We start from the raw sequence: 16,627 nt of genomic DNA on the forward strand, positions 1-16,627 counted from the left end.
GCGACGAGGATAGTCGGTGTGGACGCGTCTCGGGAACCCGCTCAGCGACGGCGCCAGGTGATCTCGACGTCCTGCGTCGCTGCGTAGCGCTGCTGCACGCGCAGCAGATCGCCGTAGCGCTCGGGCATCTTCGCGGCGAGCGCGAGGAGCACGCGGCCCGCCGCTTCCGCGTCGTGGTTCGCGCGGTGCGCGGTCTCGAGCGACACGCCGAGCCGAGCGCACACGTCGCCGAGCTTGTGGCCCTTCTCTTCCTTCTGGATCTCGCGCGCCCACACCAGCGGGTCGATCCACACGCCGTCGTCGCAGCACGCGGGCGGCAGCTCCGCGCCGCGCGGCGGGAGCCCCAGCCGGCGGCACTCCGCCCACAGGAACTTGCTGTCGAACGCGTGGTTGTACGCGACCGGGATGCGCCCGCTCAGCACGTCGCGCACCTCGTCCCAGACCCCCGCGAAGCCCGGCGCGTCGGCGACCATCTCGTCGGTGATGCCGGTGATCGCCTTGCTCTCCTCGCCGATCGGCATGCCCGGGTTCACCAGCCAGTTGCGCGTCTCGACGAGCTCGCCGCCCTCGAAGCACGCCACGCCGATCTCGATCACGCGATCGGCCTCGGGATCGAGGCCGGTGGTCTCGAAGTCGAGCACCGCGAAGCGCGCCGCGGCCCACACGGTCGCGGGCTCGAACCCCTCGGCCATGCCGCGCACGCGCGTCGTCAGGCGCGCCATGCGCTCGGCGATGCCTGGATAGTGTTTGCCGGTGGGGAAGCAGCCGCAGACGTCGATCGAGGCGCGCATCGGAGGGCCCGACCATGCCTGCACGCGATCCCGGTCGCAAGCCTCGCCCCGACCGCCCGCCGCTGCTACATGTCGAGGGCTCGCTCGTGCGACGCGAGCCCCCTTCGGAAGTGCCCTCGCCCGACGTTCCCGCCCACGATGCCGCAGGCCAGGAGGCGCCCCTCGAGCGTCGCGCCGCGCGATCGCCGGCACGTGCGACGCGGGTGGGGCTCGAGGCCGCTCGCGTGCTCCTCGTAGGCGCGCTGCTCGGCGCGGCGATCGCAGTCGTGCGCGGCGTGCCCGACGTCGAAGCGATGCGCGCCGAGGCGCCCGCATCGTGCGCGGCGCCGGTCGAGGCGCGCCCCGAGGTGCGCTGGATCGAGCAGGCCGACGCGCACCGCATGGTCGAGGACGCCGCGGTGACCTTCGTCGACGCGCGACCGCGCGAGGCCTACGAGTCGGGCCACGTCGCCGGCGCGCTCAACGTCCCGATGGAGACCGGCGCGATCGACGAGCGCTCGACCTCGCTCGTGCGCGGATCGCGCGTGGTGATCACGTACTGCGACACCAGCGGTGACTGCGCGAGCAGCAAGCGGCTCGCGGGGCTGCTCGCCGAGGCGGGCCTCCCCGACGTGCGCGTGCTGCGCGGCGGCATGCCGGGCTGGCTCGAGAACGGATATGCCGCGGAGGCCGGGCCGTGCCGGGTGTGCCCGTGATCGCGCGCCTCTCGCCTCGCACCCGCAAGGTCGCGGTCGTCGTGCTGCGGCTCGCGATCGCCGCGGTGTTCGTGGGCGCCGCGATCCCGAAGCTGATGGACCCCACGTCGTTCGCGCGCGACGTCGACAACTACCACCTGCTGCCCCCGGCGCTGGTGGGCCCGGTCGCGGTGGCGCTGCCGATGATCGAGCTCGTCGTCGCGGCGGCGCTCGTGAGCGGCGTGCACGCCGCGGGCGCGGCGCTGATCGCGATGGGCATGCTCGTGGTGTTCGCGCTCGGCATGGCGCAGGCGATCGCGCGCGGGATCGATCTCGACTGCGGCTGCTTCGGCAGCGCGATGGAGGCGCGCGTCAGTGGCGCGACGGTCGCGCGCAACGTGATCCTCGCGCTCGCGTGCCTGCCGATCGTGCTCGCTCGTGAGCCGGCGCGCGCCCCCGAAGCGTCTTCCTGATGCGCTCGGAATCCGGCGCGCCACCGAGCGACGAACGGAGCGGCGGACGTCGCGCGGTGGTGAGTGAGTGCCCGAAATCGGCTCGCCCGCTCCGGGCGCTCCCGTGCGAGCCCTGCGCTGGCGAGCACTCCCGCGGGACCGAGTGCTGATTGCGGCGGGCCCTCGCGGTCCGCATGCTCGGGGAACATGAAAGCTCGTGTGCGCTCCTTTCTTCGCCAGCGCCCCCTCGCGATGGTGATCGCGCTCGTGGCCTCGCTCCTGTCTGCGAGCGTGGCGCACGCGACCTCGACCGAAGCGATGGACCTCCGCGCGCTCGTGCGCGGCGCGGATCACGTGGTGGTCGGCACCGTGGTCTCGCAGGAGGCGCACTACGATCACCTCGATCGCATCGTCACCGACGTGACGATCCGGGTCGACGAGCGCATGCACGGTGCGGCGGGCGAAGGCACCACGGTCGTGGTGCGGCGCCTCGGCGGTGTGATCGGCGACGTCGGCCTGCGCATCGAGGGCGAGCCGAGCTTCGTCGAGGGCGAGCGCGTCGTGCTCTTCGCGCGCATGGTCGCGGCCGATCGCGTGTTGCGGCCGATCGGGATGTCGCAGGGCGTGCTCCCGATCGCGCGTGACGGCGGCGTCGAGCTGGTCATGCCGGGCGGCGAGGGGCTCGCGCTCGTGCAGCGCGGCAGCGATGGCCGGCTGCGCGAGGCGCCGGGCGCGCTGATGACGCCCGAGCCGGTCGACGCGCTGCTCGCGCGCGTCCGGGATCTCGTCGCGGAGATCCATGGTGCGCACTGACGTCCTGTTCGCTGCGGCGCTGCTCGTGACGTTCGCCCTCGGCCCGACCGAGGCGCGCGCATGGTGCCAGATGACGACCGGCGGTCGTCGCCCCGGGCCCGGCGAGACCTGCGTGATCGCGACGCCACCGGACTCGTTCCCGCTCGCGTGGCGGCGCCGCTGCACCTCGATGTCGCTGAGCACGTTCGGCAGCTCGACGCTCTCGCCCGGCGAAGTGGCGGACGTGCTGCGCGGCGCGATCACGACGTGGGAGGGCGTGCGGTGCGACGGCCAGCCGACCGGCCTGCACGTCGAGGTGCTCGCCGAGCCGAACGAGTGCGAGACGGCGTCGCACCTCACCGGCGATCGCAACGTGCACTCGGTGATCTTCGTCCAGGACGGCTGGGTCGAGGAGCGCATGCACGACGCGCGGGCGTTCGCGGTCACGCTCGTGTGGCACGACCCGCAGAGCGGTGAGATCTGGGACGCCGACATGGAGATCAACGAGCAGCGCGGCCCCTTCGTCGTGTGCCCGGCCGAGGGCTGCAACGACGGCGAGGTCGATCTGCCGAACGTCATCACGCACGAGATGGGTCACTACTTCGGCCTCGCGCACACGCCGGACGACGCGCTCGCGACGATGTGGGCGTCGGCCGAGCCCGCGGAGACGCTCAAGCGAGATCTGCAGCCCGACGACGTCGCCGGGCTCTGCGCGATCTATCCGCCGGGCACGCTCCCCGAGGAGTGCGACCCGACGCCGCGCGGCGGGCTCGGACTGAATTGCCAGCGCGAAGAGGGCTGCAGCTGCAGCGTGCCCGGCCTGCCGGGACGCGGGAGCGCGGCCGGCGCGATGGGTGCGATCGCGATCGTCGCGATGATGGTCGCGGCGCGTCGCCGGCGGCAGTGATCGCTGGCGCGCGGGCTCAATCGGCTCGCCCGCAGGTCCCTACCGTCCGCGCGCTTCGCGCGCTCCCGTTCGGGACCCGCGGGACGAGCACTCCGGCAAGGACTCAGATCGGGAGCGCGGCCGGCGCGCTCCAGATCTCGCCGACGCCGTAGCGGCCCGCGTCGTCGCGCGTGACGCGGCCCATCGCGGTCTCGGGGTCGTGGGTGAAGAAGAGGCGCCCTCCGCGCGCGACGAGGTCGCGGAGGAGCGCCTCCTTCTCGTCGATCAGCTTCTCGGGCCAGCGGTCGTAGCCCATCGTGATCGGCAGGTGCACCCAGGGGCGGCCCGGGATGAGATCGGCGGCGAACACGATCGGGCCGGCATCGCTCGGCACCTCGGCGAGCACGAGGCCCGGCGTGTGGCCCTCGGAGCGGTGCAGCACGTAGTCCGGCCCGAGCGCGCGCGAGCGATCTCCGTCGGCGATCTCGAGCCGCCCGCTCGCCTCGAGCAGCGCGATCAGCTCGGGCACGAACGACGCGCGATCGCGCGGATGCGGATGCTTCGCGCGCTCCCACGCCTCGCGGCCGACCACGAACGTCGCGTTCGGGAAGAGCAGGCGCGGCGGCTGGCCTTCTTCGTACGCGGCGAGCAGGCCGCCCGCGTGATCGAAGTGCAGATGCGAGAGCACGACGACGTCGAACTGGTCGTGCGTGGTGCCCGCGCGCGCGAGGCTCTCGAGCAGGACGTGCTCGCTCTCGACCACGCCGTAGCGATCGCGGAGCTTGGGCGAGAAGAACGCGCCGATCCCGGTCTCGAAGAGCACGCGCCGGACGCGCCCGTCGTCGTGCGTCTCCTCGACCAGCATCGCGCGGCACGCGAGCGGAATGCGGTGACGCTCGTCGGGCGCGATCCAGCGCTCCCACACCGGGCGCGGTGCGTTGCCGAACATCGCGCCTCCATCGAGGCGCTGCGAGTTGCCGAGGATCGACCAGAGGCGGCGGCGAGTCATACGACGGACCACTACTCGAAAACACGACGAGCGTGCCGTGAGCGTCCGCGCGTCACGCGGGGAGATCCCCGACTCTGGTGGAGGACTGGAATCCACTCTCCAGCGCAGGACGGGAATCATCCCGAGCCCGAATGAATATCCTCGTCTCGCGATCTTTACGGCCTCCGCGAGACGCCGGACGATGCTGGATAGGAGTTGGAGGGGAAGACATGCGCGCGATCGGATCCGATCTGGTGGTCCTTCCCGAGCCGGAGGCCGAGCTCTACGGGCGCGACGAATCGCCGCGATTTCGACTACGAGCTCCCGCGCATTGGCGATCACCGATTGCCATCAACCCGCATGCGCGAGAGGCGGAGCGAGTCGTGATTCGATGGCTCGAGCATCTCGGATGCACGAACGACGAAATCCATCGAGCGCGCCAGTTCGACGTCGCGGGTTACGTCGGAATTCCCTTCCCGCGCGTCTCGTGCGAGACGACGATCCGAATCGCAAAACATCTCTCGCTGTGGTTGCTCTGGGACGACGTTCACGTCGAGTCACTGGAGCACGGTTGGCGGATCGAGCCCGCGCACGTGCTCGAGTCCCGACGTCCCGAAGGGCTCACGCGCTTCGACGAAGGCTGGTGGGAGCTCTTCTCGGAGCTCGCCGCGCGGCGGAGCGCGCGTTGGCTGCGAGACCTGTGCGACGCGATGATCGCGTGGAGCGACTCGGCACGAGCGGAGGCGATCGCCATCGATGCGTGGCACCGGACCGGCGTGCTCCCGACGTTCGAAGAGCAGCTCGAGACGCGCATCGTCACGATCGGCATGTACCCGACGCTCCATCTGCTCGAGGACGCGCTCGATCACGAGCTCCCGCGCGAGCTCCACGAAGACCCGGTGGTGGCGCAGCTCGCGAGGACGTCCGGCGAGATCGTCGGGCTCGGCAACGAGATCTTCAGCTTCGGGAAGGACTTCGCGCTCGGGCGGCTCAATCTCGTCTCGACGCTCATGCACGAGGCCGATCTCTCGGGCGGCGAAGCGCTCGAGGAGATCGTGCGGATGCACGATCGCGCGCTCGAGAGATACGACCGGCTCGCAGCGTCCCTCGGCAGCTGGGGCGCGGCGGAAGATCCGTGGGTCGCGCGGTGGCTCGAGGACATCCGCCATGCGTCGCTCGGATTCAGCCTCTGGGAAGCGCGCGCTCCGCGTTACGCGGCGCACAAGGTCGTCGTGCACGGGCTCGTCGTCGAGCCGTCGTTCGTCACCGTGGAGGACGCCGACATCGGCAGGAGGTTCGGATGACCCTGAGTGTCTCGACCAGTGGGCCATTCATCGACGTCGTGGTCACGAATGCGCTCGAGCCGGCGGATCTCGCTGCGCTGGTGGATGCGATCGAGAGGGCCCGTCGGATGGGGCCTTTCGTCGTGCTCACCGACACGCTCGCGATGAGCTCGGTGTCGCCTCAGGTCGCATCGGACTTCGCGGACGCGCTGAAGCGGATGCCGCCGCTGAAAGACGTATGGATCGGTGATGCGGTGGTCGTCAGCTCGGCAGTCGCGCGATTCGTGCTCTCGCGCCTGATCATCGTCGCTCCGCTCCCGACCGAGGTGAAGGTCTTCGACTCCCGCGCTCCGGCGCGGCAGTGGCTCGCATCGGTGCTCGACCGCAACGGCGTGCGTGTCCCGAGCTCGCTCAGGGGGCTCGAGAACACCTCCAAGACCGCATGAGACGACGAAGCCGCGGCCGACCGAGGTCGACCGCGGCTCCATTCGCTACCGAGCCCTTCGGATCAGCGGCACACGCGGCGCGTCGCGCCCGCCTGCCCCATCCACGGCTCGTGCGCCCAGTCCTCGTAGGGCGCGTCGAGGCGCCAGACGATCTTGTCGTCCTCGTACATCTCGACGTCGGTGTTGTCGGCGCTCGCGTAGAGGCCCCAGTGCCACTGGCACATCGTCGTGAGGCGACGGTGGAGGCCCTCGACGTGCAGGACGCTCTCGCCGTTCTGCCAGACGTGCATGTCGCCGGTGTACAGGTTCATGTAGACCGTGACGCGCACCCACTGGCGCAGCGGCATCGCGGGCGCGCCCGGCTCGATCGTCTGCGTCGCCTCGGGCCAGTAGTGCGCGGCGCGCATCACGCCGTCGCGCTGATCGAGGCCGAGCGTGACGACGCGATCGGTGTAGTCGCACGACGGATTGATCGTGAAGAGCGACATCCAGCGCCCGTTCTCGAACGCATAGCCGGCGTCGAGCCAGGTCCAGAACGTCGTCACGATGCCGTGCGGAGCGTCGAGGCCGGCGCCGCTGTTGGTGTGCGCCGGGAGGACGCGGCCGCGCGGGTCGACCTGCAGACCGCCGTAGCCGCGGTGCACGCCCTCGGGCGAGCTCGACTCGCAGACGATCTCGCTGCGCTGGGCGTAGCGCCCGGAGTGACGGCGCGCGGTGGTGATCCCCGTGCTCTGGCACTGGTCACCCCAGTCCTCCGAGTACGAGCGACCGGTCCAGCGGCGATGATCGCCGGTCTCGAAGTCGTCGCTCCACAGCTGCGTCGCGCGGAGGCACTGCGCGCTCGACTGAGCGCTCGCGAGCGCAGGAACGAGGGTCGAAGAAAGGGCGATCACGATCGCCGCCGAAAGGCCCAACTGCTTCATGTGGGCCCCCTGGTAGCGCGGTATCATTCGCGAGACAAAGGTTACATGTGGGTGAGTTGGAGCACGCCGCGGGGCACACGGATCATCGAGATGGGCCAGCATCGCGCGATGTCGATGACCTTCACGCTCGCGACTTTTCGTCGTCCCCTCGCGCCCGAGCTCGGCAACCTCGCCGCCGCGGGGTTCGGGCTGCTCGTCGCGGGGTTCGTCGCGGCGTATCCACTGATCGCCTTCGTCGGGCTCGCGCCGTGGCTCGCGATCGCGATCTCCGAGGGCATCGCGATCGCGGCGCTCGTCGTGATCGCGCGGAACGATCACGCGGCGCAGCCCGCGGGGCAGCTTCGCATCGAAGAAGGACGCCTGCGCTTCGACGCATGGCGACGCGCGGCGATCGACGTGCCGATCACCGACGTGCACAAGGCGATGATCCTGCAGTACGGCGACGCGCGTCCCGACGTGCTCGTCGTCACGCTCGCCTCGGAGGCGCGCCTCTTCGTGCACGCACCGAGGCTCGAGCCCGGCGTGAGCCTCGAGCACGTGCTGCACGCGATCGACGCCGCGCTGCAGAGCGCGGGCACCGCGCCCGACGTGCGCGAGGCCTCCGAGCGCGCCGCACAGGCCCAGAACAAGCGGCAGCGCATCGCGGCGATCGCAGGCGTCGTGCTCGTCGCGGTCATGATCCTCCGCGTCCTCGCCGTCGCGCTCTCGGAGTGACGGTCGCGCGAACCGCGCTGCTCCTCACCTTCGGCTCCAGTCGCGCGAAGCGCGCTGCTACCCGCGAACGTCGGAGACGCGCGAACAGCGCGGCTGCGCCGTGAGCTCTCCTCACCCTCACCCAGGAAGACGGCAGAACCGCCGTACCTACCACCCGCCGCCGCACGCCGAAGCCTTTCCGTGTTACCCACCCCACATGTCGCTCGGCCCGCACCCGGACCCAGTCTTCCGCCAAGCCCAGGCGCAGGGTCTCACCCACGTCTATCACGGTGAGATCAACGACCGCGTCGCGCGCTACGTCGCGAGCGCGCCCTTGCCGGCCGAGCTGTCGGGCCGCGTGCTCTTCACGGTCTTTCCGTACGAGGCCGTGTTCGACGAGCACACCGCGCGCTTCGCGCATCCACACATGCTCACTGCGCCGGGTCGCGTGCTCGCGATCGATCTCGATCCCGACGGCGCCGGAGAGCATCGCCTCACGCTGCGCGCGCTCGACGTGCAGTCGCAGCACCTGCGTGCGATCGCGCCGCAGGCCACCGTGCGCACCGACTTCGCGGAGGTGAGCTGGCTCGGCCTCGCGAACCTCGCGAACACCACGCCGGTCCCCACGTTCGAGATCGGCAGCGGCGGACGTCGCCTCGTCGTCTCGTACGACGCCGGTCGTCCCACCGAGATCGATCCGCGCGGGCTCTGTCACGTCAGCCCGATCGGCAGCGCGCGCGACTACGAGTCCGCGGTGGGCAGCTCGTTCTCGCCGATGATCATGACGAGCGGCCATCCCGTGTACGACCCCGCGTTCGACTCGGGCCGTCCCGCGCTGCTCTTCACCAACGTCGTTCCGCGCGTGCTCGACTTCGTCACGCCGTTCTCGCAGCGCATCGTGCGCGGCGAGCTCTTCGTGACCTCGTGGGACGGCAGCTCGCGCGGCCCGGCGCGCCCGATCCGCGTCTACGTCGACGGCGATCCCGTGACGATGGAGCAGGCCTCGGCACACCAGATCTGTCTCACCAAGGATCATCTCCTCGTCTTCAACGCGAACCTCGTGCTCAACACGTCGGCGCTCGCGGAGCCGATCCTCGGGCTGCTCACCGAGGAGGTGCGGCGCAAGCTCCCGTCGTTCGCGCGGCCCGCGCTCGACGCGATGTGGCGGCCGATCGAGAAGTTCCTGCGCGCGCCCGTGCCCGGCACCGCGTGCGACCTCTACATCATCCCGAAGGAAGCGCTGCGCCGCGCGCTCGACGACGACGAGAGCCGCCGCGTCGATGCGATGCGGGTGCGCCTGCCCGGCGAGCTCAGCCACGCGATCGCCGACTGGGACGACTCGAGCGGGCACATCACGTTCTACGCGCAGCACAACATCGGCGCCGATCCCGCGGATCAGATCCACGAGAACGACGAGCTCGCGACCGGCGATCGCGTCGACGATCGTTATCGCGGGCTCTTCACGCACGCGACCGATCTGAACCAGGTGCGCAAGCACGTGGTGCACGTGACCTCGAGCACCGCGACGTTGCTCTCGACGACGTCGTTCCCCGATCCTGCGAGCCCGAGCGCGTTCAAGTACGGCGTGAACCTGCTCCCGCCGTGTCAGCCGCTGCCCTACGAGCTCGCGGGCGGGACGAGCGCAGCGAGCAGCCTCGCGACGCAGCTCCGCACGCAGACGCACACGTACTGGATCGCCGGCGGGTACCTCCCCGAGATCATGGCGGTGCGCACGTTCGACGACTTCCGCGCGGCGCGCACGCCGAGCCAGCGGTTGATCCCGGAGGCGCAGTTCCTCTCGAAGCTCGTCGATCCCGCGAACACGACGCAGCTCTTCCGGCTCGACGCGGATCTGAATCTCGAGAGCGCGCACTCGTTCCCGCCGGGATGGCTGATGAGCGCGCCGATCTACGTGCCGCGCGCGGGCGGGACGACCACGAAGGACGGATGGCTCGTCGGCTGCGTGACGGCCCCGACGCACCCGCACGCCGAGATCTGGATCTTCGACGCACAGCAGTCGCTCGCCACGGGACCGATCGCGAAGCTCACGCCCGCGCCCGACGAGATCGGCCTGCGTCCCGGCTTTCCGCTGCACGGGTCGTGGATCGATCGCCAGGGGATCGAGGGCTGGGAGCGCCCCGACCTGCGCGCCGCGATCGTCGACCTGCCTCGCTACGTGAAGGTCGTCGAGACCGCGGTGATGGCCGGAGGCTTCGCCCGCCGCGCGCTGTCGCAGCTCCTCACGGGATGAGCGACGCTACGGAATCCGTAGCGCTACGGATTCCGTAGCACCATTCGGCGAACGTCTGCGAAGAAGCGTGAAGCCCGAGGGACTCCTCGGCCTCGCTCGTTGCGCTCTCGCACCGAGATGAGCGACACATGCGCGCATGGCTTCGCTCACTCCGTTCAAGCAGGGTCGCTTCGAAGAGCTCCCCGACGTGCCTCGCATCGCGCACGGCTTCTTCGAGCGCGAGACGATCGACGTCGACGTCGCGTGGGGACCGCGCCGCCGCGCGCGCGTGCACGTGCGCAAGCACGGCAGCGGACCGCCGCTGCTCCTGCTGCACGGCCTGATGACGTCGAGCTACTCGTGGCGCTACGTGCTCGCGCCGCTCGGCGAGCGCTTCACGTGTTACGCGCCCGATCTGCCGGGCAACGGCAAGAGCGAGCCCTGCCTCGACGGGTCGTACTCGCCGGCGTCGTTCGTCGAGTGGATCGCCGCGCTGCAAGACGCGCTCGGCATCGGCGCGGCGCCGTGCATCGCGAACTCGATGGCGGGTTATCTCGCGATGCACGCGGCGCTCGAGGGTGTGGGCTTCGAGAAGCTGATCCAGGTGCATGGCCCCGGTCTTCCCGAGGCGCGATTCGCCGCGCTCGGCATCGCGCTCTCGCTCCCGTTCGCGCACGACGTGCTCGGTGCGGTGATCGCGCGCGACCCCGAGCGCTGGTGCCACCGCAACGTGCACTACTACGACGAGACGCTGAAGTCGCGCGAAGAGGCGCGCGAGTACGCGGAGCCGCTGCGCACGCCCGAGGGACGGCGCGCGCTGAGCAAGTACCTGCAGGAGACGATGTCGATCGGCCCGATGCGCGCGCTGCGCGATCGACTGAGCGCGCGGCGTGATCGCGGCGAGCCGTTCCCGGTTCCGCTGATGTTCCTCTATGCGCGACGCGACCCGATGGTCCCGGCGCGCATCGGCACCGAGTACGCGAAGCTCGTCCCCGACGCGCGCTTCGAGTGGGTCGAGGACGCGTCGCACTTCGCGCACGTCGATGCACCGGAGCGATTCCTGCCGCCGGTGACGTCGTTCTTGAACGATCGTTCAAGACGCGCGGCGTGAGGCGGAGCGCGGCCTACCAGCGAACGCGAATCGATCCGTCTCCGATCGACTCCAGCGCGATCTCGATGCGCGCCCCGCCGCCGTAGTGCGCGCACACGCCCTCGACGATCCCGACCTGATAGCTCTCGAGGAAGCCCGGGAAGCCCATGAACACGATGTCCGCGGTGCGGGCGCCCGAGCGCATGTACTCGACGGTCCCGGCGTTCGAGATCACCGCGTAGGCCTGGGGCGCGCGAGAGAGCGCGTCCTCGAGGCGCGGCGCGGCGAGCTCGAACATCAAGCGCCCGGCGCGCGACTGCATGAACGCGGGGAACGCCATCCGCCCCAGCCTGCGCAGCGCCTGTCCGCGCGAGATCCGCGGGTGCAGCACCTCCGCCGCCGCGATCTTCAGGCGCAGCCAGTCCGCGCACGGATAGTCGAAGAACGGCAGATAGCGCCGCGCCGGAAGCCCCGCGTGCGCCGCCACGTCGAGCCCGGGCACACGCCCCGACACCGTCGCGATCAGATCCGCGAAGAAGAGCCCCTTCACCGTCGCGCGGGGATGCAGCCGCGACAGGTGCGCCTCGAGGTCGACCGGCGCGTCCTCGCGGGGCGTGCGGAACAACAGGTCCGTCGAGCGCGAGGGGGAGACGGTCATCTACGGCTGGCTGCTTGTGACAGCCCGCGGTGCAATCGTCGAGCGCCTCCACGCACGGCTCGCCCCCGGGAGCGCGTGTTATAGACGCGCCACCCCGAGAGCCCCATGAAGCCTCCGATGCAGCAGCAGAAGAAGCCCGACTGGCTGCGCGTGCGCCTCCCCGGCGGCGAGCGCTATCTGGAGATCAAGGAGCGCCTCCGGCGCCTCGATCTCCACACGGTCTGCGAAGAGGCGCGCTGTCCGAACGTCGGTGAGTGCTGGGGCGAAGGCACCGCGACGATCATGATCCTCGGCGAGACGTGCACCCGCGGGTGCCGTTTCTGCGCGGTGAACACCGGCGATCCGGGCGGTGTCACCGATCCGCGCGAGCCCGAGAACACCGGGCGTGCGCTCGGTGAGATGGGCCTCGCGTACGTCGTGCTGACGATGGTCGATCGCGACGATCTGCTCGACGGCGGCGCGGACCACGTCGCGCGCACCGTGCAGCGCATCAAGCACCACTCGCCCGAGATGCTCGTCGAGACGCTGGTCGGCGACTTCCAGGGCGTGCGCGCCGACGTCGCGACGGTGGTGACCGAAGGACGTCCCGACGTGTTCGCGCACAACGTCGAGGTGGTGCCCGAGCTGCAGCGCGCGATGCGCGACGCGCGGTGCTCGTGGCAGCGCTCGGTCGACGTGCTGCGCTGGGCCAAGGAAGAGGGCGCGAACGTCACGAAGACGTCACTGATGGTCGGCTGCGGCGAGACCGAGCAGCAGGTGCTCGACGCGATGAGGTCGCTGCGCGACGCGCAGGTCGACGTGCTCACGATCGGCCAGTACCTGCGCCCCTCGCCGAAGCACGCGGAGCTGAAGCGCTACGTCGAGCCCGCGGAGTTCGATCGGTATCGCGACGCGGGGCTCGAGATGGGCTTCCGCTTCGTCGCGAGCGGCCCGCTCGTGCGCTCGAGCTATCGCGCGGCGGAGGCGTTCCTCAAGGGGATCCTCAAGGGCGTGCCGACCAGCGCGGCGTTCGAGGATCGCTACGGCAAGAAGACGCGCCTCAACGTCATCTCGTGACGTGCGCGATCGCCCCGCGCCGGCTCGTCGGCAGCCGCGGGAACGCTCGATGGCCAGTCACGGCCGAGCAGCACCCTCGGCGCTCTGCGCTCGTGACCATCGGAACCGCGCCTCGCGCGCTCGCACGCGAGCGGTGATCGCGCGCAGCAACGCCGGCGACGTCTCGCCGCTCGTCGGCACGAGGACGAACTGCTCGGTGCGCGCCGCGCCCGAGCCGAGCTCGGGATGGCGCAGCTCGATCGCGACGCCGCCCGTCGCACAGGCGAACCGCGCGACCACACGATCGTGATCGATCGCAGCTCCGTCCCACGTGCACCCATCGGGAAGCGGAGCGCCCTCCCCGAGCATCGCCGCGACGGTCGTCTCCTGCCCCGGCGCGATCACGTGAGGCGCTCCGGAGCTCCCGTCGCTGCATGCGCTCGCGAGCGCGAGCAGCAGGAGCGTGATCCCCGAGCGTGTCAGCGAGCCGATCTCTTCGTTCAAGTGCCGCACCGTCGTCCTCGCGCTCGTGCGCCGCGAGCCCGACGGCATTCTACGCGGTGTCGAGCGCGCGGGGCGCGGTCGTCGCGACCGGCCCGCGCGCCGATCCGCGATCACGCCTCGCGCGGATGGATCCCCACGATCGGCGGGACCTCGTCGCGATAGCCGATGCGCGGCACGACCAGGCGCCGGCGGTTGAAGCGCGCGCCCACGATGCCGCCGATCGTGCCCGATGCCGCCGCGAGCAGCAGCGTCCCGAACGCGATCCACGCCGCGATCGTCGACGCCGTGGCGACGTCGCGCGCCTCGCGCCGCGAGAGGCCGCCGCCCATGTCCTCCAGGCCCTGCGGCATCTGCATGCCCGACGGCTCCGACATGATCATCCCGCTCGCCTGACCGATCAGCGACTGCACGCCGCCGGTCACGAACATGATGAAGAGCAGCAGCGAGAGGGCCCACACGACCATGCCCTCGATCGCGCCGAGCGTGCGCGTCGTCTCCCGCGCGCTGATGCCCGCGACGAGGCCGCCGCAGAACACCGAGATCAGGTTGCTCACGAGGTACCAGATGCCGACGCCGATCCCCGCGTCGCGCGCGGTGCCCGCGTCGGTGCTCGCGCCGACCGTCGTCGCGCCGATCGCGAGCCCGAGCGTCGTCAGCAGGATCTGCACGGCGAGCGCGACCACGACCCCGCCGAGGATCGCGCGCCAGTTGATGGTGGTGAGCGGCGCGGCGCCGCTCGGAACATAGGAGACCGTCTCTTCCACGCGTTCCATTCGCTCGTCCTCCGGACGCGCACGGTTCAAGGCGCGTGCCGCCACGGGGCGAGCGCACGACGCGGGCTGCCACACGAGATCGCGTGCCCCGGAGCGCGCACGACGGGCCCGCGGGGCCTATCCTCGCGAGGAGCACCGATGAACGACTCGCATCGTCAATCTCGGCCCAAGCACTTCTCGATGCTGCGCACGTTCGTGCTCGCCGACCTCGTCACGATGGCGAACGCGGCGAGCGGCACCGGCGCGATCTTCCTCTGTCTGCGCTACGTCGCGGAGCGTGATCCCACCTACGCGCTCGGCGCGTTCGCGCTGCTCCCGATCGCGCTCGTCGCCGACGTGCTCGACGGAGCGGTCGCGCGCTGGCGTCGCAAGCAGTCGCCGCTCGGCGCGGACCTCGACTCGCTCGCCGACGTCGTGAGCTTCGGCGTCGCGCCCGCCGTGCTCGCGTTCGCGCTCGGGATGGACGGCGGGTGGGACGCGCTGGTGCTGGTCTACTTCGTCGCGTGCGGGATCAGCCGCCTCGCTCGCTACAACGTCACGGCGAGCGCGCTCTCCGGCGACGACGGCAAGGTGAAGTACTACGAGGGCACGCCGATCCCGACGAGCCTCGGCCTGGTCGCGGTCCTCGGCGCTGCGTTCTGGGCGGACGCGGTGCACGATCGGCTCTGGCTCGGCGAGCTCGCGATTGGACCGTGGGTGCTGCACCCGTTGGTCCTGATCTACGCGGTGAGCGGCTCCGCGATGATCAGCGCTTCGCTGCGCATTCCCAAGCCCTGACGTCAATCACCCTTCGCACCCAGGGTTTCCCCGATATGTTCGAGCGAGGGGCCGTGCCGCATGCTCGACTGTCATGGATCCGCACGACCGCGCCGACCGTTCGCGCACGCGCACGCGGCCCTCGTTGCCGCGGGTCGAGGCGCCGCGCGCGCACGTGCTGATCGTCGACGACGAAGCCGCGCTGCGCGACGTGCTGCGGACGGTGCTGCGCGCGCGCTTCGACGTGAGCGTCGCGGAGCACGGCGGCGAAGCGATGCGGGTGATCGAGGCGAACGAGACCGACATCGATCTCGTGCTGAGCGACGTGCGCATGCCGTGGGTGCACGGGGTCGAGCTGCACCGCGGGCTCGTCGCGCGCCGTCACCCGCTCGCGCAGCGTTTCGTGTGGATGACCGGCGGAGGGCTCTCCGAAGGTCTGCGCCGCTACGTGAGCGCGACCGGTCTTCCGGTGATCGACAAGCCGTTCCGGCTCGACGAGCTCGAGTCGATGCTCGCGCGGCTCACCGCGCCCGACGCGGCCCCGCCCGGCGCCAACGCCGGTTGACTCTTCGCCGGAGTGCTCGTCCCGCAGGTCCCGCGAAGCGCGCGGACGGGAGCGAGAGGCCGCTGACGCAGCGCGTCGTCTCCGCGCGTGCGGAGGTCGGTCACAGCGTGCGCGCATCGGGATTGCGCGTCGTGTTATAGGAGCCGCCGATCATGGCGGACCTGCTCGCGATCCACCGTCACGCGGTGCGCGCGCGGCTGCTCGACGAGCGTCTCACCCAGCTCGCGCGCGCCGGTCGCATCGGCTTCCACCCCGACGCGCGTGGCTTCGAGCCCGCGATCGCCGCAGCCGCGCTCGCGATGCGCACGGAAGACGCGATCTTCCCGAGCGCGCGTGACCACGCGGCGTTCCTCGTGCGCGGGCTCCCGATCGCGCGCTACGTCGCGCACGCGTTCGGCAGCGTCGAGGATCCGATGCGCGGGCACGCCGCGCCGGGGCACCTCGCGTCGCGCGAGCTGCGGATCGCGTCGGCGTCGGGGTTGGTGTCGAACCACATGACGCACGCCGCGGGCTACGCGTGGGCGGCGAAGCTGCGGGGCGAGACCTGCGTGGTGCTCACGATGTTCGCCGACACCGCGGCGGACGCGGGCGACTTCCACAGCGCGGTGAACTTCGCGGGCGCGACGAAGGCGCCGGTGATCTTCTTCTGCCGCACCGATCGCGCGCGCAGCGCGCACCCGCCGACGCCGATCGAGCGCGTGGCCGACAAGGGCATCGCGTACGGCGTCGAGAGCCTCGTGTGCTCGGCCGACGACGCGGGCGCGGTGGCGAGCGCGATGGCGCAGGCGCACGAGCGCGCGATGGCGGGCGAAGGGCCCACGCTGATCGAGGCGATCCGCGAGAGCGCGAGCGATCCGATCGAGGCGCTCGAGGCGCGGCTCTCGTCGGAGGGTCACTGGGACGCGCATCGTGCGCTCGAGCTGCGCCGCGAGCTGATGACGGAGATCGAGTCGGCGGTCGCGCACGCGCAGCAGGTCGGCGCGCCGCCCCGCGAGGCGGTGTTCGAGGACGTGTACGCGACGCTGCCGCGCCACCTCGAGGACCAGCGCACGATCCTGCTCGCGACCGCCAACCACGAAGATCGTTGA

At 71.0% G+C, this 16,627-nt stretch carries 19 protein-coding genes; 13 read left to right on the plus strand and 6 right to left on the minus strand.

All coding sequences use genetic code 11. The annotated features are described in order from the left end of the window. Nucleotides 1-41 precede the first annotated feature (41 nt). Nucleotides 42-791: a PolC-type DNA polymerase III gene (locus I5071_RS28275; RefSeq protein WP_236516108.1), complete on the minus strand. Its 750-nt coding sequence runs from the start codon at nucleotides 789-791 to the stop codon at nucleotides 42-44. 86 nt (nucleotides 792-877) lie between these two features. Here I5071_RS28275 and I5071_RS28280 point away from each other — a divergent pair, with 86 nt between their 5' ends. The 4 genes from I5071_RS28280 (at nucleotide 878) to I5071_RS28295 (ending at nucleotide 3,616) form a co-directional block, all read left to right on the plus strand. Further along, nucleotides 878-1,486, plus strand: a complete 609-nt coding sequence (locus I5071_RS28280) for a rhodanese-like domain-containing protein (protein ID WP_236516110.1) — start codon at nucleotides 878-880, stop codon at nucleotides 1,484-1,486. After that, the gene (locus I5071_RS28285) at nucleotides 1,468-1,938 is read left to right on the plus strand and encodes a MauE/DoxX family redox-associated membrane protein (RefSeq protein WP_236516111.1); all 471 of its coding nucleotides are present in this window, start codon (nucleotides 1,468-1,470) and stop codon (nucleotides 1,936-1,938) included. The genes I5071_RS28280 and I5071_RS28285 overlap by 19 nt, the downstream gene beginning before the upstream one ends. Before the next feature lie 198 nt (nucleotides 1,939-2,136). Beyond that, entirely contained in the window at nucleotides 2,137-2,730 is a 594-nt protein-coding gene (locus I5071_RS28290) for a hypothetical protein (protein WP_236516113.1), read from the plus strand. Next, complete coding sequence (locus I5071_RS28295) at nucleotides 2,717-3,616, plus strand: matrixin family metalloprotease (protein ID WP_236516121.1); 900 nt, start codon at nucleotides 2,717-2,719, stop codon at nucleotides 3,614-3,616. The genes I5071_RS28290 and I5071_RS28295 overlap by 14 nt, the downstream gene beginning before the upstream one ends. A 103-nt stretch (nucleotides 3,617-3,719) precedes the next feature. Here I5071_RS28295 and I5071_RS28300 read toward each other — a convergent pair whose 3' ends face one another. Further along, the gene (locus tag I5071_RS28300) at nucleotides 3,720-4,604 is read right to left on the minus strand and encodes an MBL fold metallo-hydrolase (protein WP_236516123.1); all 885 of its coding nucleotides are present in this window, start codon (nucleotides 4,602-4,604) and stop codon (nucleotides 3,720-3,722) included. Between the two features lie 209 nt (nucleotides 4,605-4,813). Between I5071_RS28300 and I5071_RS28305 the strand changes: the two genes are divergently transcribed. Then, nucleotides 4,814-5,887 (plus strand): terpene synthase family protein, encoded by a 1,074-nt coding sequence (locus I5071_RS28305; protein WP_236516124.1) that lies wholly within the window; start codon nucleotides 4,814-4,816, stop codon nucleotides 5,885-5,887. Continuing rightward, a complete protein-coding gene (locus I5071_RS28310) occupies nucleotides 5,884-6,312 on the plus strand; it encodes an STAS/SEC14 domain-containing protein (RefSeq protein ID WP_236516126.1) in 429 nt (142 codons plus the stop codon). Before I5071_RS28305 ends, I5071_RS28310 begins: the two co-directional genes overlap by 4 nt. Before the next feature lie 62 nt (nucleotides 6,313-6,374). On the opposite strand, the gene I5071_RS28315 is transcribed toward I5071_RS28310, so the two are convergent. After that, nucleotides 6,375-7,235 carry a hypothetical protein gene (locus tag I5071_RS28315; RefSeq protein ID WP_236516128.1) on the minus strand — a complete coding sequence of 287 codons (861 nt, stop codon included), beginning with the start codon at nucleotides 7,233-7,235 and terminating at the stop codon, nucleotides 6,375-6,377. A 51-nt stretch (nucleotides 7,236-7,286) separates the two neighbouring features. On the opposite strand from I5071_RS28315, the gene I5071_RS28320 reads away from it, so the two are divergent. The 3 genes from I5071_RS28320 (at nucleotide 7,287) to I5071_RS28330 (ending at nucleotide 11,269) form a co-directional block, all read left to right on the plus strand. After that, a complete protein-coding gene (locus I5071_RS28320; RefSeq protein WP_236516129.1) occupies nucleotides 7,287-7,949 on the plus strand; it encodes a hypothetical protein in 663 nt (220 codons plus the stop codon). A 196-nt stretch (nucleotides 7,950-8,145) separates the two neighbouring features. Further along, on the plus strand, nucleotides 8,146-10,179 hold the full coding sequence (locus I5071_RS28325) for a carotenoid oxygenase family protein (protein WP_236516131.1): 2,034 nt from the start codon (nucleotides 8,146-8,148) through the stop codon (nucleotides 10,177-10,179). A gap of 136 nt (nucleotides 10,180-10,315) precedes the next feature. Then, complete coding sequence (locus I5071_RS28330; protein WP_236516132.1) at nucleotides 10,316-11,269, plus strand: alpha/beta fold hydrolase; 954 nt, start codon at nucleotides 10,316-10,318, stop codon at nucleotides 11,267-11,269. Nucleotides 11,270-11,282: 13 nt separating this feature from the next. Here the strand turns inward: I5071_RS28330 and I5071_RS28335 are convergent, their stop codons facing one another. After that, nucleotides 11,283-11,906 (minus strand): DUF2378 family protein, encoded by a 624-nt coding sequence (locus I5071_RS28335; protein WP_236516134.1) that lies wholly within the window; start codon nucleotides 11,904-11,906, stop codon nucleotides 11,283-11,285. A 105-nt stretch (nucleotides 11,907-12,011) separates the two neighbouring features. Here I5071_RS28335 and lipA point away from each other — a divergent pair, with 105 nt between their 5' ends. Then, a complete protein-coding gene (gene lipA, locus I5071_RS28340) occupies nucleotides 12,012-12,962 on the plus strand; it encodes a lipoyl synthase (RefSeq protein ID WP_236516136.1) in 951 nt (316 codons plus the stop codon). A 57-nt stretch (nucleotides 12,963-13,019) separates the two neighbouring features. On the opposite strand, the gene I5071_RS28345 is transcribed toward lipA, so the two are convergent. Continuing rightward, a complete protein-coding gene (locus I5071_RS28345; RefSeq protein WP_236516137.1) occupies nucleotides 13,020-13,445 on the minus strand; it encodes a hypothetical protein in 426 nt (141 codons plus the stop codon). A gap of 110 nt (nucleotides 13,446-13,555) precedes the next feature. Continuing rightward, the gene (locus I5071_RS28350) at nucleotides 13,556-14,218 is read right to left on the minus strand and encodes a hypothetical protein (protein WP_236516139.1); all 663 of its coding nucleotides are present in this window, start codon (nucleotides 14,216-14,218) and stop codon (nucleotides 13,556-13,558) included. Between the two features lie 138 nt (nucleotides 14,219-14,356). On the opposite strand from I5071_RS28350, the gene I5071_RS28355 reads away from it, so the two are divergent. From I5071_RS28355 to I5071_RS28365, 3 genes are all read left to right on the plus strand, one after another. Beyond that, nucleotides 14,357-14,995, plus strand: a complete 639-nt coding sequence (locus tag I5071_RS28355; protein ID WP_236516141.1) for a CDP-alcohol phosphatidyltransferase family protein — start codon at nucleotides 14,357-14,359, stop codon at nucleotides 14,993-14,995. Between the two features lie 73 nt (nucleotides 14,996-15,068). Further along, nucleotides 15,069-15,539: a response regulator gene (locus I5071_RS28360; RefSeq protein WP_236516148.1), complete on the plus strand. Its 471-nt coding sequence runs from the start codon at nucleotides 15,069-15,071 to the stop codon at nucleotides 15,537-15,539. 152 nt (nucleotides 15,540-15,691) lie between these two features. After that, nucleotides 15,692-16,627: a thiamine pyrophosphate-dependent dehydrogenase E1 component subunit alpha gene (locus I5071_RS28365; RefSeq protein ID WP_236516150.1), complete on the plus strand. Its 936-nt coding sequence runs from the start codon at nucleotides 15,692-15,694 to the stop codon at nucleotides 16,625-16,627.

The sequence above is a fragment of the Sandaracinus amylolyticus genome (genome assembly GCF_021631985.1).
Classification (GTDB): Bacteria; Myxococcota_A; Polyangia; order Polyangiales; family Sandaracinaceae; genus Sandaracinus; species Sandaracinus amylolyticus_A.

What these genes read in the sequence shown, in the direction of transcription:
- I5071_RS28300 (WP_236516123.1), bottom strand. Translation starts at nt 4,604, where the DNA reads ATGACTCGCCGCCGCCTCTGGTCGATCCTCGGCAACTCGCAGCGCCTC.
- I5071_RS28360 (WP_236516148.1), top strand. Translation starts at nt 15,069, where the DNA reads ATGGATCCGCACGACCGCGCCGACCGTTCGCGCACGCGCACGCGGCCC.
- I5071_RS28355 (WP_236516141.1), top strand. Translation starts at nt 14,357, where the DNA reads ATGAACGACTCGCATCGTCAATCTCGGCCCAAGCACTTCTCGATGCTG.
- I5071_RS28315 (WP_236516128.1), bottom strand. Translation starts at nt 7,235, where the DNA reads ATGAAGCAGTTGGGCCTTTCGGCGGCGATCGTGATCGCCCTTTCTTCG.
- I5071_RS28275 (WP_236516108.1), bottom strand. Translation starts at nt 791, where the DNA reads ATGCGCGCCTCGATCGACGTCTGCGGCTGCTTCCCCACCGGCAAACAC.
- I5071_RS28310 (WP_236516126.1), top strand. Translation starts at nt 5,884, where the DNA reads ATGACCCTGAGTGTCTCGACCAGTGGGCCATTCATCGACGTCGTGGTC.
- I5071_RS28295 (WP_236516121.1), top strand. Translation starts at nt 2,717, where the DNA reads ATGGTGCGCACTGACGTCCTGTTCGCTGCGGCGCTGCTCGTGACGTTC.
- I5071_RS28335 (WP_236516134.1), bottom strand. Translation starts at nt 11,906, where the DNA reads ATGACCGTCTCCCCCTCGCGCTCGACGGACCTGTTGTTCCGCACGCCC.
- I5071_RS28365 (WP_236516150.1), top strand. Translation starts at nt 15,692, where the DNA reads ATGGCGGACCTGCTCGCGATCCACCGTCACGCGGTGCGCGCGCGGCTG.
- I5071_RS28350 (WP_236516139.1), bottom strand. Translation starts at nt 14,218, where the DNA reads ATGGAACGCGTGGAAGAGACGGTCTCCTATGTTCCGAGCGGCGCCGCG.
- lipA (WP_236516136.1), top strand. Translation starts at nt 12,012, where the DNA reads ATGAAGCCTCCGATGCAGCAGCAGAAGAAGCCCGACTGGCTGCGCGTG.
- I5071_RS28305 (WP_236516124.1), top strand. Translation starts at nt 4,814, where the DNA reads ATGCGCGCGATCGGATCCGATCTGGTGGTCCTTCCCGAGCCGGAGGCC.
- I5071_RS28325 (WP_236516131.1), top strand. Translation starts at nt 8,146, where the DNA reads ATGTCGCTCGGCCCGCACCCGGACCCAGTCTTCCGCCAAGCCCAGGCG.
- I5071_RS28330 (WP_236516132.1), top strand. Translation starts at nt 10,316, where the DNA reads ATGGCTTCGCTCACTCCGTTCAAGCAGGGTCGCTTCGAAGAGCTCCCC.